Source organism: Caulobacter radicis, from assembly GCF_003094615.1.
In the GTDB taxonomy this organism is placed as follows: Bacteria; Pseudomonadota; Alphaproteobacteria; order Caulobacterales; family Caulobacteraceae; genus Caulobacter; species Caulobacter radicis.
Genome location: NZ_QDKO01000023.1, coordinates 95543 through 110334, shown reverse-complemented (window position 1 = coordinate 110334; position 14792 = coordinate 95543). Strand labels below are relative to the sequence as shown.

At 72.3% G+C, this 14792-nt stretch carries 13 protein-coding genes; all 13 read left to right on the top strand.

Annotated elements, in window-relative coordinates; genetic code table 11:
* Positions 1-102: 102 nt before the first annotated feature.
* Genes DDF62_RS14775 through DDF62_RS14715 form a run of 13 tightly spaced genes read left to right on the top strand, consistent with a single transcriptional unit; the run spans position 103 to position 14792 of the window.
* On the top strand, positions 103-669 hold the full coding sequence (locus tag DDF62_RS14775; RefSeq protein ID WP_116489799.1) for a Pvc16 family protein: 567 nt from the start codon (positions 103-105) through the stop codon (positions 667-669).
* Positions 666-1508: a hypothetical protein gene (locus DDF62_RS14770; protein WP_116489798.1), complete on the top strand. Its 843-nt coding sequence runs from the start codon at positions 666-668 to the stop codon at positions 1506-1508. The genes DDF62_RS14775 and DDF62_RS14770 overlap by 4 nt, the downstream gene beginning before the upstream one ends.
* 21 nt (positions 1509-1529) lie before the next feature.
* Entirely contained in the window at positions 1530-3398 is a 1869-nt protein-coding gene (locus DDF62_RS14765; RefSeq protein WP_116489797.1) for a phage tail sheath subtilisin-like domain-containing protein, read from the top strand.
* A 31-nt stretch (positions 3399-3429) separates the two neighbouring features.
* Positions 3430-3885 (top strand): phage tail protein, encoded by a 456-nt coding sequence (locus tag DDF62_RS14760; RefSeq protein ID WP_116489796.1) that lies wholly within the window; start codon positions 3430-3432, stop codon positions 3883-3885.
* A gap of 4 nt (positions 3886-3889) precedes the next feature.
* Positions 3890-5971 carry a phage tail sheath C-terminal domain-containing protein gene (locus tag DDF62_RS14755; protein ID WP_116489795.1) on the top strand — a complete coding sequence of 694 codons (2082 nt, stop codon included), beginning with the start codon at positions 3890-3892 and terminating at the stop codon, positions 5969-5971.
* The gene (locus tag DDF62_RS14750; RefSeq protein ID WP_058346232.1) at positions 5968-6450 is read left to right on the top strand and encodes a phage tail protein; all 483 of its coding nucleotides are present in this window, start codon (positions 5968-5970) and stop codon (positions 6448-6450) included. Before DDF62_RS14755 ends, DDF62_RS14750 begins: the two co-directional genes overlap by 4 nt.
* The gene (locus DDF62_RS14745; protein WP_116489794.1) at positions 6447-7730 is read left to right on the top strand and encodes a CIS tube protein; all 1284 of its coding nucleotides are present in this window, start codon (positions 6447-6449) and stop codon (positions 7728-7730) included. The genes DDF62_RS14750 and DDF62_RS14745 overlap by 4 nt, the downstream gene beginning before the upstream one ends.
* Positions 7731-7733: 3 nt before the next feature.
* Positions 7734-7919 (top strand): hypothetical protein, encoded by a 186-nt coding sequence (locus DDF62_RS25620; protein ID WP_165832255.1) that lies wholly within the window; start codon positions 7734-7736, stop codon positions 7917-7919.
* On the top strand, positions 7916-9010 hold the full coding sequence (locus DDF62_RS14735; protein ID WP_116489792.1) for a phage late control D family protein: 1095 nt from the start codon (positions 7916-7918) through the stop codon (positions 9008-9010). Before DDF62_RS25620 ends, DDF62_RS14735 begins: the two co-directional genes overlap by 4 nt.
* A complete protein-coding gene (locus tag DDF62_RS14730; RefSeq protein WP_058346236.1) occupies positions 9007-9708 on the top strand; it encodes a phage baseplate assembly protein V in 702 nt (233 codons plus the stop codon). The genes DDF62_RS14735 and DDF62_RS14730 overlap by 4 nt, the downstream gene beginning before the upstream one ends.
* Positions 9705-12128 carry a hypothetical protein gene (locus DDF62_RS25615; protein WP_165832254.1) on the top strand — a complete coding sequence of 808 codons (2424 nt, stop codon included), beginning with the start codon at positions 9705-9707 and terminating at the stop codon, positions 12126-12128. Before DDF62_RS14730 ends, DDF62_RS25615 begins: the two co-directional genes overlap by 4 nt.
* Positions 12125-12523: a GPW/gp25 family protein gene (locus tag DDF62_RS14720; RefSeq protein WP_116489791.1), complete on the top strand. Its 399-nt coding sequence runs from the start codon at positions 12125-12127 to the stop codon at positions 12521-12523. Before DDF62_RS25615 ends, DDF62_RS14720 begins: the two co-directional genes overlap by 4 nt.
* A gap of 1 nt (position 12524) precedes the next feature.
* The gene (locus DDF62_RS14715; RefSeq protein WP_116489790.1) at positions 12525-14792 is read left to right on the top strand and encodes a putative baseplate assembly protein; all 2268 of its coding nucleotides are present in this window, start codon (positions 12525-12527) and stop codon (positions 14790-14792) included.

Genomic DNA, 14792 nt, shown 5'->3' with positions numbered 1-14792 from the left:
ATGGTGAGCATGTCTACGGTCACCGGGTAGCTTTCCAAAAAACAGACACCAGCCCGCCCTCCGGCGCGGGAGCGCTCGGACCAAGGTGCGAGGGACGGTAGAATGTCGATCGCGGGCTGCGGCCAGACCCTTGTCGATCTGCTGACGGCTCGGCTGACCGAGAGCGGCCGGATCGGCGACTACAGCGTCAACTTGATGGCGCCGCGCGAGATCGCCAAGGATCTGCAGAACACCATCGCGCTGATCCTCTACCGTATCGACGTCGACCAGACGCGCCGCCACGTGACCCTGCCGCGTATCGCGCCCACCGCCCCGGCCCGCACGGCGCTGGGCCTGGAACTGCGTTACCTGCTGGCCGTGTGGGGCAAGTCCTCCGCCGCCGGCGAACAGGTGATGCTCGGCGACTGCATGGACATCCTGGACCGCAACGCGGTGGTCTCCGGTCCGCTGTTGTCGCCCGACTATGCATGGGAACCGCATGACGCCCTGAAGCTGTCGATCGACTCGGTGTCGGTCGACGACATGTGGCGGCTGTGGGATGGCATCGACGCCTCCTACCAGTTGTCGGTGCCCTATCTGGCGCGGACGGTGCGGCTGCCGCCGACCGAGACGACCGACGCGCCGATGACCGACACCCGCACCCTGGTCTTGGCGGGCGGGGTGTCATGAACGATCTGCTCGAGCAGCATCCGCTGGTCTGGGCCGCCCAGCGCGCGCCCGACAGGGTGGTCGCCGTCGGGGTGCTGGGCGTGCGTCCGCTGCTCTATGTGGGCGAGGGCGTCGCGGGCCGTCCGCCCGTCATCGAGGACCTGAGGGTGGCCGCCATAGGCGCCCCGGAGACGCCGATCTTCCACGCCGAGACCGGGCTCTACGGCTTCCTGCGCCTGCCGCCGGGCCCCCGGCGCATCGAGATTTCCGACCCGGCGCGGCGCTTCATGCCGTGGGCGACCGTCGTGCAGGTTCCCGACCGCGCCGCCATCCGCGCGGCCCTGGAGCGCGGCGCGCCGCCGCCTTCCACGCCGCGCCCGACCCTGATCGACCTGGTCCTGCGCCGCGCGCCCTCGACGGCGCTCCCCCCGGGCCTGACCGCGGTGTGGGGCGTGGTGCGGGAGACGACCGGCAAGCCCGTGCCCCTGGCGCGGATATCCTGCGCCACGGCCGGCGGCGGCGAGGTGGTGTCCTATTCGGCGCGCGACGGCGCCTATGTGCTGGTGCTGCCCGCCGAGAAGCCCGGCTCCCTGGCCGAGCCGCCCAAGTTCGTCTTCCCCCGCGCCCTTGCCCTGCACGCGCCCAAGGCGGCCCTGGCGGCGGCGATGGCGGGACCCAGCTTCGTCGGCGCCCTGCCCGCCGACCTCGACGACCTCGATCTCACCGATCCCGCCAGCCCGTTCCTGGCGCGCGATCACCGACTTCGGAACTCGGCCGGCGCAGTGCTGGCCGGTCCCCACCCCGACCTGCCCGTTCAGGCCGGCCAACGCACCCGCTGGGACATCGAGCTCCTGCCCTAGCCCCCTAGAGGAGACGCGTGCATGCCCGAGTATCTATCGCCTGGCGTCTATGTCGAAGAGACCAGCTATCGCGCCAAGTCCATCGAGGGCGTGGCCACCTCGACCGCCGGCTTCGTCGGCCAAAGTCGGTTCGGCCCGACCGCCGGCGCCCCGACCCTGGTGACCAGTTTCGAGGACTACCAGCGCTATTTCGGCGACGACGCCGACCTGCTGCTGGGCGGTACGCCGACGATCAACCACCTGGCTCACGCCGTGCGCCTGTTCTTCATGAACGGCGGCGCCCGCATCTATATCAGCCGCATCGCCAACCCTCCCGGCGGCGGAACCCTAGACGACATCACGGCCGCCTCGGCGCCCCTGGTCACCTCGGCCGGGAACGTCGTGCTGCGCGCCCGCTATCCCGGCCTGGCCGGAAACCTGCGCGTGCGCGCCCAGGCCTTGCGTAGCGGCAACCTGCGCGTCGTGCAGGGCGGAACCGCCACGGTCACCGGCGTCCAGCCGGGCGACGTCCTGGAGGTCTCCACCGGCGCGGCGGCCAAGAACCGCATCGTGCGCGGCAGCACCGCCCCCGCCGGCTCGCCCGGCGATCTGCTGACCACCGACCCGGCCCAGCTGGCCGCGGTGTCGTTCGACAGCAACAACCGGCCCGTGCTCACCGCCCAGACCGGCGTGGTCGACCTTGCGACCGTGACCTTCGCCCAGAAGGTTTCGCTCTCGCTGTCGGTCGAACCGAACGGCGACGGCACCACCGGCTCGCGGACCGATGTCCTGCAGAACCTGTCGGCCCATCCCGACAGCGCCCAGTTCGTCGGCACGGTCCTGCGCACCGAGGATTGGTCGGTTCCCGTCGAGGCGCCGTCCGACCGATCCAACCGCATCTGGTTCGACATCCCGCTGCTGTCGGACACCGCCACCGACCGCGCCGAGTTCGCCGCCGGCCTGCTGCGCGCCCTGGTCGACGGCTCGCCCTTCGCCCTGACCGGCGGCGGCGACGGGATCGCCGCCACGGCCACCGTCTTCTCCGGCGGCGGCAGCGGGCACGACGCCAGGGGCCTGGCGGCCCTGGCCGACCGGGACGACATCGCCATCGTCGCCGCGCCCGGTTCGGCCGCCCTGGCCGACGCCGACGATCGCCAGGCGGTGCGCGACGCCCTGATCGCCCACTGCACCAGCCTGAAATACCGCTTCGCCGTTCTGGCCGGGGACCAGGGGGCCGACGCCTCCTCGATCCGCGAGGTGCGCGGCATGCACGATTCCAGCTACGCGGCGCTCTACTATCCCTGGCTGGTGGTCCCCGCGACCAGCGGCCCGCGCGACACCATCCAGCTGTCGCCCGAGGGGGCGGTGATCGGGGCCTACGCCCGCACCGACATCGAGCGCGGCGTCCACAAGGCCCCCGCCAACGAGACCGTGTTCGGCGCCCTGCGGTTCAGCCGCAGCGTCAACAAGGGCGAGCAGGACGTGCTGAACCCCGAAGGGATCAACTGCCTGCGGTTCTTCGAGGGACGCGGCAACCTGATCTGGGGCGCGCGCACCATGAGCAGCGACCTGGAATGGATCTATGTCAACGTCCGGCGGCTGTTCATCTATCTGGAGCACTCGATCGACCGAGGCACCCAGTGGGCCGTGTTCGAGCCGAACAACGAGCAGCTGTGGCTCAAGATCCGGCTGACCATCGAGAGCTTCCTCTACGACGCCTGGCGCAGCGGCGCGCTGATGGGGACCAAGCCCGAGCAGGCCTATTTCGTGCGCTGCGACCGCACCACCATGAGCCAGGGCGACCTCGATGCCGGGCGGCTGATCTGCCTGATCGGGGTCGCCCCGACCAAGCCCGCCGAGTTCGTCATCTTCCGCATCGGTCAGTGGACGGCCGAGGCCTCCATCATCTGACCGCCCATTCCTCGACTGAAAGAGACGCGCCATGGCTGTTCAGCGTGACGACCCTTACGGTCCGTTCAATTTCCGCGTGACCATCACCCCCGGCACCGGGGCGGAGATCAAGGCCGCCTTCTCCGACGTCTCGGGCATGAACGCCGAGATCACCCACGCCGACTATCGCGTGGGCAGCGATCCGGTGAACCACGTCCGCAAGATCCCGCTGATGAACAAGGCGGGCGACGTGACCTTCAAGCGCGGCCTGGTCGGCTCGCTGGACCTGTTCCAGTGGCTCAAGGCCGCCAAGGACGGGACCATCGCCGCCAAGGCCAGCATCGTCATCGAGCTGCTGAGCGAGGATCGCAGCGCGACGGTGGCGACCTGGCAGCTGACCAACGCCCGCCCCCAGAAGTGGACCGGTCCCACCCTGGCGGCCAAGGGCGCCACGGACGTGGCCATGGAAGAGCTGGTCGTGGTCTGCGAAGACATCGCCTACGCGTGACGCCATGGACACCGCCCTCCGAAACGACGGCGGCGCGTTCACGGGCGCGCCCTACAGGACCGGTTCGCCGCCGGGCCTGTACGAGCAGTTGGCGCGTCCCCAGCGGCCGCGACGGGTGCGGCTGAGCACGGCGGCCTTCGTCGGCCTGGCCGAGCGCGGCCCGGTCAACACCCCGACGCTGGTCACGTCGATGCCGGCCTTCCGGACCCAATTCGGCGCGGCGGCCGGCGGCATGCTGTTGCCGCAGGCGGTGGGCGCGTTCTTCGCCAACGGCGGACGCCAGTGCGTCGTCGTGCGGTGCCTGGACGCCGCCAAGGCGCGCACCGCCCGCCTGGCGCTGCCGGGCCTGACCGCCGACGGCGCGATCGCCGCCCGCAACCCCGGCGCCTGGGCCAACCGCCTGAGCCTGCGCACGACGGTGAAGCGACGCGCCCTGCCCCTGCGGCTGGCCCCGGTCGGCGATCCCGCCTGGCCCGAGGGCGGCCTGATCGCCCCGGCCCACCGCGCCCGCCCCGGCGTCACCCTGCGCCTGGTCGGCGGATCGCCGCCCGCCGGCCTGGTGGTCCGCATCGCCGCCGCCGCGACGCCGCGGCGCGGCGTCACCGCCGTGACGCTGGACGCCGCCCTCGCCCCGGCCTTCTCCGACCCGGCCCTGCTGGCGGGGGCCGAGGAGCTGCTGGTCCGCCTGGACGTCGACCTGGGCGGAACCCTGGTCGAGCGCTGGGACGACGCCGCCCTGCATCCCGATCATCCCGACTTCCTGCCGCGCCTGATCGGCCGCCGCGCCGCCAGCGAGGCCCTGCTGGCGCCCCGTCTGTCGGGCGGCGAGGAGCCCGACGCCGCCTGGGGCGACCAGGACGATCCGGCCGGTTCGGAATTCATCCGGCCCAGCCTGCTGCTGCGCGACGCCGTCCTGACGCCCAGCGCCGCCCTGCTGACCGCGCCGGACGGCCTGACGTTCCACGCCCTGGACCTGGTCGCGCCCGACAGCGGCGACGACGCCCGCGCCACGACCACCCGCGACCACTTCTTCGACGCCACGCCGGGCGAGCCGGGCGACGCCGCGACCGGCCTGCTGACCTTCGCCGATCGCCCGGGCGGCCTGGATGTCCTGGCGGTCTGGGACGAAACCCAGCCCACCGATCCGATCGCCCTGGTCGCCATGCCCGACCTGCTGCATCCGACCCCGCCGGACGACGCGCCGGAACCCGCGCTCGCCGACGACGCGCCCTGCTTCGGCGCCTGCGTCCATGCGCCCGAACCGAACGCCTCGGCCGTCCTGCCCTATCCGCAACTGGGCGCGAGCCTGGACGACCTGCGCACCGCCCAGGACCGGCTGACCCGGCATTGCGAGGCGACGGGCGGCCGCATCGCCCTGCTGGACCTGCCGCCCGGCCTGGCCGCCGGCGACATCATCGGCTGGCGACGCGCCCTGGCGTCCGGTCGCGCGGCCCTGTTCGCCCCCTGGCTGCGCGCCGCGCCGGTGGGCGATCCCCTGGGCGCGGCGATCGTGGCTCCCCCCTCGGCGGCGGCGGCGGGGCTGATCGCCCGCGTCGAGGGGCAGGTCGGCGTCTGGGCCTCGCCCGGCGCCCAGACCCTGGCGGGCGTCTTCGGCCTGGCCGAGGATCCCGGACTGCCCGAGGCCGGCTTCCTGCACGCCGAACGCATCGACGTCATCCGCAAGACGGAAAAGGGCGTGCAGCTGATGGGCTCGCGCACCACCGCACTGGATCCGGACTGGACCCACATCAATGTCCGCCGGGTGATCGACTGGCTGAAGGCGCAACTGGCGCTGGACCTGGCCTGGGCGACCTTCGAGCCGAACAACCCGGCCCTCTGGCGCGCCATGACCCATACGGCGACGACGCGGTTGCGCGGCCTGTTCGACGCCGGCGCCCTGGCCGGCGACACGGCCGCTCGATCCTATTTCGCGCGCTGCGACGACACGACGATGAGCCAGCGCGACCTGGACCAGGGCCGGGCGATCATGCTGGTGGGCGTGGCCCCCGCCGTCCCGGCGGAGTTCCTGGTCTTCCGCCTGATCCGCGACGGCGGCGAAAACCCCAGCGTGGGGGCGTTCGGATGAGCGAAGACGCCCTGCTGACCCGCTTCAACTTCCTGGTCGACATCTACGCCTCGCAGTATGGCGGCGACACCGGCCTGGCCCAAGGCGCCCAGGGGGCGTTCAGCGAGGTGACCGGCCTTGAGCTGACCCTGGAGCCGGTGACCTTCCGCGAGGGCGGCTATCACGCCGGGCCACGGCAGCTGGTCGGCAAGACCACGGCGACGCCGCTGGTCCTGAAGCGTGGCGTCTCGCTGGACGCGGCCTTCTGGGAATGGATCGGGCGCTGCACCGACGGCGGCTATCCCCTGCCCTATGTCAGCGGCGCGATCCACATGCGTCCCGCCGACGGCGAGGCGTCCGGCGACCAGGCCAGCTGGTCGTTCGTCAACGGCATCGTGACCAAGGTCAAATCGGCGGACCTCAACGCCGTGGATCCCAAGGACGCGCCGATCGAGGAACTGCACATCGTCCACGAAGGCCTCTCGCGGGGGGCCGCATGAGCGCCGCCCTCAAACGCGCCAAGCTGACGCCGTACAACACGGCCGGCACGACGCTGCAGACCGACAAGGCCATCAAGTTCGACTTCAATCCCGAGACCCTGACCCTGAAGGTTACCACCGGCCAGCAACAGGATCGCGGCCGCCGTGGGCGCCAGCAGGTGCAGAGCGTCGGCGCCTCCTCGGCGACCCTGGCCTTCGAGGCGATCTTCGACACCACCCGTCCCAAGGACAACGACGTGGTCGAGGACGGCGACCTGAACGACGACACCGCCCTGGACGTGCGCCGCCGCACCAAGCCCATCGCCGACCTACTGGCGGCCGTCCCCCAGCCCGGCGGCGGGAGCGGCAAAAGCAGCAGCGGCGGCGGTGGCGGCAAGACCGACAAGTCGCCCTGCCGCGTGCAGTTCCAGTGGGGCAACATCCTGTTCGACGGGGTGATCACCTCGCACCAGGAGACGTTCGACTTCTTCGCCCCCTCCGGCGTGCCTCTGCGCAGCAAGGTCCAGCTCACCCTCACCGAGCAGAACTTCAACTATGTGGTCGACGCCGACGACCTGTCGCGGGCGACGGCCGACCCGTCCCCGGCCAACGCCCGCGAGGCGGCGACCGCGGCCGGCGCCGACAGCCTGTTCGACCTCGGTTCGGGCGAGCTCTCGCTGGGTTTCTCGGCCAGCGCCAGCTTCGACCTGTCGCTGGACGCCAGCTTCTCGCTCTCGGCTCAGCTAGGCGTATCCGTCGACTTCGGTGTGTCGCTGGACGCCGGGTTCAGCCTCGACGCCTCCGCGGCGCTGGACGTGTTCGGCAGCGCCGCGCTGTCGGCGACCAGCGGCGTATCGGACGTCGGCCAGGCCGGGCTGGGCCGCCTGGCCCCGCCGGTCCGCGCCCCGGCCGGCGCGACCCAGCCCAGCTCGCCCTGGGCCCCGGACGGACCCAAGCCGGGCACCTCGGCGGCCGGCCTGGCCAAGACGGTCAACACCCTGCGCGCCAGCGGCGCGGCCGGCGGCCAGCCTGGCGGTCCGGCCCAACCGGGCGGCGCCGGCGGTCCCCTGCCGACCGCCCTGCCGGTGCGCGGCTCACCGCCTCCCGCCCTGCCCCGCGCGCCCATGCCGGTCGACGGAACCGTCTATTCCAGCGCCCGGATGACGCCCCAGTCCATCCAGGACGGCCGCCGCCGGCCCAGCTGGGAAGACCTGCCCGGACGGGCGACGACGCCCATGGCCCGCGCCGCGCCCAAGCATCGATCCGGCGGCTGCGGCTGCCGCCAGTGTCGGGGGCATTGAGCCATGGGCGTCACCATCGGCGAAATCTCCAGCGAGCTCGTGGTCGATCCGTCGAAGGATCGGGGCGCCGGCGCCGAGGCGGGGCCCGCGCCCGCCCAGGAGGTGCGGGTCGAGGAACTACGGGCCATCGTCCGTGAACTGCTGGTCGAGGAACTGGAGCGCTATCTGCGCCTGGCGGTGGACCGATGAGCGCCGACGGCGGGCAATTCCTGTCCTCGGGCCAGCCCATCTTCAAGGTGGACGGTCGGGAGATCGCCGCGCTCGGCCGCGGCTGCTTCCGCCTGGAGACCCATGCCGACGACACGGGCCTGTCGAGCCTGGAAGCCGTCTTCCTGAACCTGGACCGCCCGTCCGAGGGCAAGCCCGTCGACTTCCTGTATTTCGACCGCCAGGTGCTGGACCTGGGCAAGGCCATCGAGATCGCCTTCCAGCCCGCCGGCGCGGCCGTCACGGTGTTCAAGGGCGTGATCACCGCCCTGGGCGGCGAGTTCCCCGAGGCGCGCGAACCCGAGCTGGTGCTCCACGCCGAGGACGCCCTGGCGCCGTTGCGCATGCGGCGACGCACCCGAGTGTTCGAGAACGCCAGCGACGCCGACATGCTGCGGCAGGCGGCGTCCGACGCCGGCTTGACCCCCACCGCCCAGGTCGACGGACCAAGCTACGTGCAGCACCTGCAGGTCAATCAGAGCGACCTGGAGCTGCTGCGCGAGCGCGCGGCGGTCAGCGACGGCCTGCTGGTCCTCGACGACCGGGCCCTGACGGTGGAGGCGCGCAGCGCCGCGGCCGATCCGCCGATCCGCATGTCCAACTACAACGAGCTGCTGCGCTTCACCGTGCTGGCCGACCTGGCCCACCAGCGGACCAAGGTCCGGGTGCACGGCTGGGACGTGTCCGCCAAGCAGGCGATCCACGAACAGTCGGACAGCGACGACGCCCGCGCCGCTGCCGGATCGGGCGGTCGCACCGGACCGGAGATCCTGGCCGACATCTGGCCCGAGGTCGTCGAGGACCTGCACCTGGAAGCGCCGGCCACGCCGGACGAGGCCCGCGCCCTGGCCAAGGGCGCCATGCAGCGCCGGGCCCGCAACTTCGTACGGGGCCGGGGCGTGGCCAACGGCGATCCCAACCTCAAGGTCGGAAGCCGGGTGGAACTGGTCGACCTCGGCGCCTTCTTCTCGGGCGTCTACCAGCTGACCTCGGTCCGGCACGCCTTCGACATGAGCTACGGCTACCGCACCCACTTCGAAGCCTGCCGCGCCGAGCTGGGAGATCCATCATGATCGCGCGCGACCCCAAGGGCGTCGTCCTGCCGTTCGCCCGCCCTCGACTGGCCGGCGTCTATCCGGCCCTGGTCCGCGATGTCCAGGACCCCGATCAACAGGGCCGGGTGAAGATCGAGCTGCCCTTCGTCGGCGACGACGACGGCCCGTCCGCCCAGGCCTGGGCGCGGCTGTCCACGGCCCTGGCCGGCGCCTCGCGCGGAACCTGGTTCATCCCCGAGCCCGGCGACGAGGTGCTGGTGGCCTTCGAGGCGGGCGATCCCCGCCGGCCGGTGGTGATCGGATCGCTCTGGAACGGCGAGGACTCGCCGCCGGAGACGATGAACGCCAACAACGACGTGCGCAGCTTCACCTCGCGGTCGGGGCACAAGCTGACCTTCGACGACACCGACGGCGCGACCAAGGTCCAGGTCAAGACCCAGGGCGGCCACGAGCTGACCCTGGACGACGCCAGCGGCGGCAAGATCACCGTCAGCCACTCCAACGGCGCCAGCGTGGTCATCGACGCGGCCGGCAATGTGAAGATCACCGCCAACGCCAACTGCGAGGTGCAGGCCGCGATGGTCAAGGTGACCGCCTCCATGGTCACCGTGGACGCGGCGATGTCGAAATTCTCGGGCGTGGTGAAGGCCGACACCGTGATCACCAACAGCGTGGTCTCGTCCTCCTACACCCCCGGCGCCGGGAACGTGTGGTGAGCGCCGCCCTGGCCCCGGCCCGCCGGCTGACCGTGCCGGCGACGCGCAGGGATTCGCGCGAGATCCTGGTCACCGCGCCGCCCTTCTTCCTGCGCGATCCTGCCGCGCCGCCGACCAGCGATCCGGCGCTCGCCGCTAGCCCGCCCCTGTTGTCGTTCGACGGGGCGGACTTCATGGAAGACTTCCTGGCCGGGACCGCCGCGCCCGAGCGCCTGCCCCGCCTGCTGGCCTGGCGCGACTGGGCCGAACCGCCGGCCTCGATGCTGGACGCGGTCGGGACCCGGCTCCATCCGACCTCGGTGCGGCGCGCCCCACCCCTGGCCGTCGAGCCGGAGACCGAGGCGGCGGGCGTGCTCGACGCCGACGGGATACCGCATGGCGACCCGGCATGGCTGCGCAAGCTGTACCTGCCGTTGCACCTGCGCTTCACCCTGGTGGCCTTCGACCTGCTGTGCGAGCGCCAGGGCTGGCCCCGGGTCGCCAGGTCCCGGATCCTGGGCTCGGGCGCGGTGGTGCGCCGGCTGGTGCGCGATCCCGCCGGCGAGCGCTGGGAAGACTGGATCAGTGTCGACGGCAAGCGTGGCGTCTGGTTCGAGCTGGCGGGCGGCCTGCCGGCCGATCCCGAAGCCATCCCCGCCTCCGCTTGGGGCGGACAGGACGCGACCTTGAAGGCGCGACTGGAGCTGAAGGCCGAGACGCCCCTGCCCACGGCGCTGGACAGCGCGCGGTTGTCGCTGCTGCCCGCCACGGTGGCCGGCGCGGCGGCCCACAGCACGCTCTATGGCCTCCTGCCGGTGCTCTCGGCCGCCGAGCAGGTCCAGGACGAGGCCCCTCCGGCCCTGGCCGCCGACATCGCCGCGGCCATGGCCGCCGAAACCGACGCTCGGCTGACCGCGGCCTGGTCCGACGCGCCTGGCCAACGCGCCGCCATCCGCGCGGCGCTGTCCAACCTGCTGGCCCTGACCGTAACGCGCAGCGCGCCGACCGACGCGCAGGTCGCCGCCGCGCGCAATTCCATCCTGTCGTTCGGCATGATCCCCAGCTCGACCCTGGACGCGACCCTGCGAGACGTGGTGCGCAAGGTGATCGCCGACGGCTTCGCGGCCCTGGCGCCGTCGGCGGGCGTGATCGGCCCGACCGGCGACCCGACCACCTTCTGGTCCAAAGCCGAGCATTCGGCCCAATGGGCCAGCGGCAACCCCACCGTCGCCCTCAGCTTCAGCGCGCGCCTGTCCGACTGGCGGGTGCTGATCCGCGATCGCCTGCGCCGGGCGATCGACGGGGTGCTGATCCCGACCGGCGCGCCCAGCACCGACGCCGAGCTGGCCGTGATCGCGCGCGGCGTCATGGCGGTGGCCCTGTTGCGGGTGCGCGCCTTCCGCCTGGCCCTGCTGGCCAATCTGCACGCCCAGATGTTCGGCGAGGCCGACACCGCCGCTCTCGCGGCCGTGACGCCATTGACGTTCAAGGGCGTCACCTACCAGACGCCCGCCGCGACGACCGGCGCCCTTTCGGTCGAGATCGAGGCGATCTACGGGCTGGACACGGTGACCAGCCCCGCCGAGGCCGTGCCCACCTGGTCGCCGCTGAACCGCTCCCAACCGGCCAACGCCGACGCCGTGCACCGCGCGGCCCTGGCGCTGGAAGCGCTGTTCAGCCCGCTGGACGAGGCCGGGGCCGCCGGCGGCAGCGCCTATGAGACCCGGCTGGCCAAGTTGATCGTCGACGAGATCGCGCCCGCGATCACCGGCGCGTTCGGCTTGCCAAACGATCCGATCCACCGGCTGCGAACCTTCGGCCTGGACCTGTTCGAGCAGCCCGCCCGCGGCCTGCTGGTCTTTCCCGGCCCGACGCCCCAGGCCGCGACCTTCGATGCGATGCGCCAGACGGTGGCCGCCAGCTACACCGACAGCGTGCCCGTCGCCGTGGCCGAGTCCCGGGGCCGCGCCAGGGCGCACCGGCTGCGCTACGACCACGACAACGTCTTCGCCGTGTGGTGCTGGGCGCGGGTGGCGGGCCACACGCCCTGCGAGAAAGCCAAACTGGTCTGGACCGGCCGGTCCGAGCCCTTCACCATCGCCGAGCCCACCGACATCCTGGGCGCCAAGCCGGTGACGATCCAGCTGCCGGACCTGGCCAAGCTGGTGCGCGACATCCCCCGCATCGCCAAGGCCCGCGCCAAGCCGTTCGCCGGGTTCAACACCCCGCCGAACTCCGGCTACAACGTCGGCGACGATCCCAAGGACACCTCGCGCGCCTGGGGCGTGGGCTGGATCTGCAGCTTCGCGATCCCGGTGATCACGATCTGCGCCTTCATCCTGTTCAGCATCATCTTCAGCATACTGATCGCCTTGCCGGGCTTCACCTGGATGCTGCTGCTGAAGTTCTGCATCCCCATACCGGTCCCGAAGAAGTCATGAGCGCGCGATCCAACAGATTGGGCGTGGGCCTGCGCTTTCCCCCCGTCACCGGCCAGGGCTGGGGCTGGGTGGCCGGCGTCGACGCGGTCGACCAGGCCGTGCGCGCGGTGCTGCTGACCGAGCCGGGCGAGCGGATCGGCCGCCCCGTCTTCGGCGCGGGCCTGCGGCGCTTCCTCTTCCAGCCCAACAGCCTGGAGACCCGGGCCCAGATCCAGAAGGCCGTCGCCGACGCCCTGTCGCGCGACGAGGGCCGGATCCGCCTCGAGGACGTCAGGGTCGCGGCCGATCCGCGCGAGCCGACGCTGCTGCGCATCGACGTCCGTTACCGGGTCCCGCCCGATCCCGGCCCCCGCAGCCTGGTCTATCCCTTCTATCTCGACGCAGGAGCGGCTTGAGATGGCCCTGACCCCTCCTCGCCTGGACGATCGCGGCTATGCCGACCTGCGGGCCGAGCTGATCCGGCGCATCCCCGTCCACTCGCCGGAATGGACCGACTACAATCCCACCGACCCCGGCATCGCCCTGCTCGAACTGTTCGCCTTCCTGGGCGACAACCTGCTGTATCGGCTGAACCGTGCGCCCGAGGCGTCGAAGCTGGCGTTCCTGCAGTTGCTGAACATCCCGCCCCGCCCGGCCAGCGTCGCGCGGGTCCAGGTGCGGGTCGACCTGCAGAAGGGCGCGGTCGATCCGGTGACGCCCGACTTCTCGCCCACCGCCCCGCGCCTGCAATTCGCCGCCGGGGACGTGCTGTTCCAGGCCACCGACGAGATCACCGTCCTGCCGGTCGAACTGGCCGGCTACGTCAAGCGCCCCTACGAGGGCGCCGCCCCGCCCGAGGGCCAGGCCTCGGTCGAACAGCTGCTGAAGGATCATCTGGGCGCGGCCCCGGCCCTGACCGCCTACAAGACCACGCCGCTGCCCGCGCCCAAGGGCGGAGCCTTGCCGCCGTCGACCTCGACCGCGCCTTCGTCCACGGTGGACGGCGCCCTGTGGTTGGCCTTGCTGGCGCCGGCCGCGGTGCTGAAGGCGCTGGACACCGGCGATCCCGCCGCGACGCTCGACCTGGTGCGGCGCAAGATCGCCGGCCGGGTGATCAGCCTGGGCGTGCGCACCGACGACGCCCTGTGCGGTCCCGCCGACGCGCTGCGCTGCCCGGATGCCGGCAGTTCGCCGGCGCGCTGGCCCGTACGCTACGACATCTCGACCGGCGGCTTCTCGGGCGCGGCTAGGCGTGTCGACAAGATCGCCTATCGCCGCCTCGCGGTCGAGGCGGACGACACCGACGGGCTGGGCCGAGCCGGAACGCTGCGTCTGCGGATTCCGGAGGCCGGCGGCGACGGGTCCCTGCCGTTCGGCGACTGGCGGGCCGGCAGCTTCGACATTCCCGACGAGGACCTGCTGGGCGTGGGCGGCCTGCCGCCCAGACTGGACGATCCCGACCTGGCGGCGCGGGTCCTGGCCTGGATCCGGGTGCGGCGGATCGACGACGCCGATCCGCCCATCCAGGTGCGGCTGGTCGACGCCAACATGGTCATGGCCGAACAGGCGGTGACCGCGCCTCCGGAAATGCTGGGCGCCGGCCAGGGCCGCGCCGGCCAGACCGTCAGCCTGTCCAAGACGCCGGTGATCCAGGACAGCGAGGTCATCCAGGTGCGCACCGAGGCGGGTTGGGCGGCCTGGACGCGGGTGGACGACCTGGCCCTGGCCGGGCCGGACGACCCGTTCTACGCCCTGGACCCGACCGACGGGACGGTGACGTTCGGCGACGGCGTGCATGGCCGCATGCCCCTGCCCGGCCAGGCGATCCGGGTGCTGGCCTATCGCCACGGAGGCGGCGCCAAGGGCAATGTCGGGGCCGGAGGCGTCTCGCGCGTGCGGGGGGCCCCGCTGCGGGCGACCAACCCCTTGCCCGCGGCGGGCGGTCAGGACGCCGAGACCGAGGCCCAGGCCCAGGCCCGCATCCCCAAGGTCCTGCGGGCCCGCGACCGGGCCGTGTGCGCCGACGACTTCGCCGACATCGCGCTGGAAACGCCGGGGGCGATGATCGGCCGCGCCCAGGTGCTGGCGCGCCACAAGCCCTTCGAACGGGCCGACGGCATTCCCGGCGTGGTCACCCTGATCGTGCTGCCGGCCCAGGACCTGGTGACGCCCGACACGCCCACGCCCGACCGGGAGGTGCTGCGCAAGGTGTGCGCCTGGCTGGAGCCGCGCCGGCTGGTGACCACCGAGCTCTATGTCACCGCGCCCGAATATGTCGACGTCGACATCGCCATCGCCGTGGACGCCCAGGCCGGCGTCGGCGAGGAGACCCTGCGGCGCTGGGTCGAGCTGGCCCTGAGGCAGCACTTCGCCCCCCTGCCGCCCTATGGTCCCGACGGCGAGGGCTGGCCGTTCGGACGGGCGGTGCGTGACCGCGACGCCGAAGCCGCGGCCCTGCGGGTGCAGGGCGTGGCCATCGTCAACGAGGTGGTCGTCCAGGGCGTGGCCATCGGTCCCGACGGCGTGCGGGACGTGGTGACCCAGAGCGTGCCGCTCCAGAAATGGCAGTTGCCCGTCATCCGCAAGGTCGGCGTCGCCATCGGCCCGACCGTGCCCTCGCTGGACCCCGATCCCGATCCGCCCGTCGGCGGCGTGGCCGTGCCGGTCGAACAGGAGGAGTGCTAG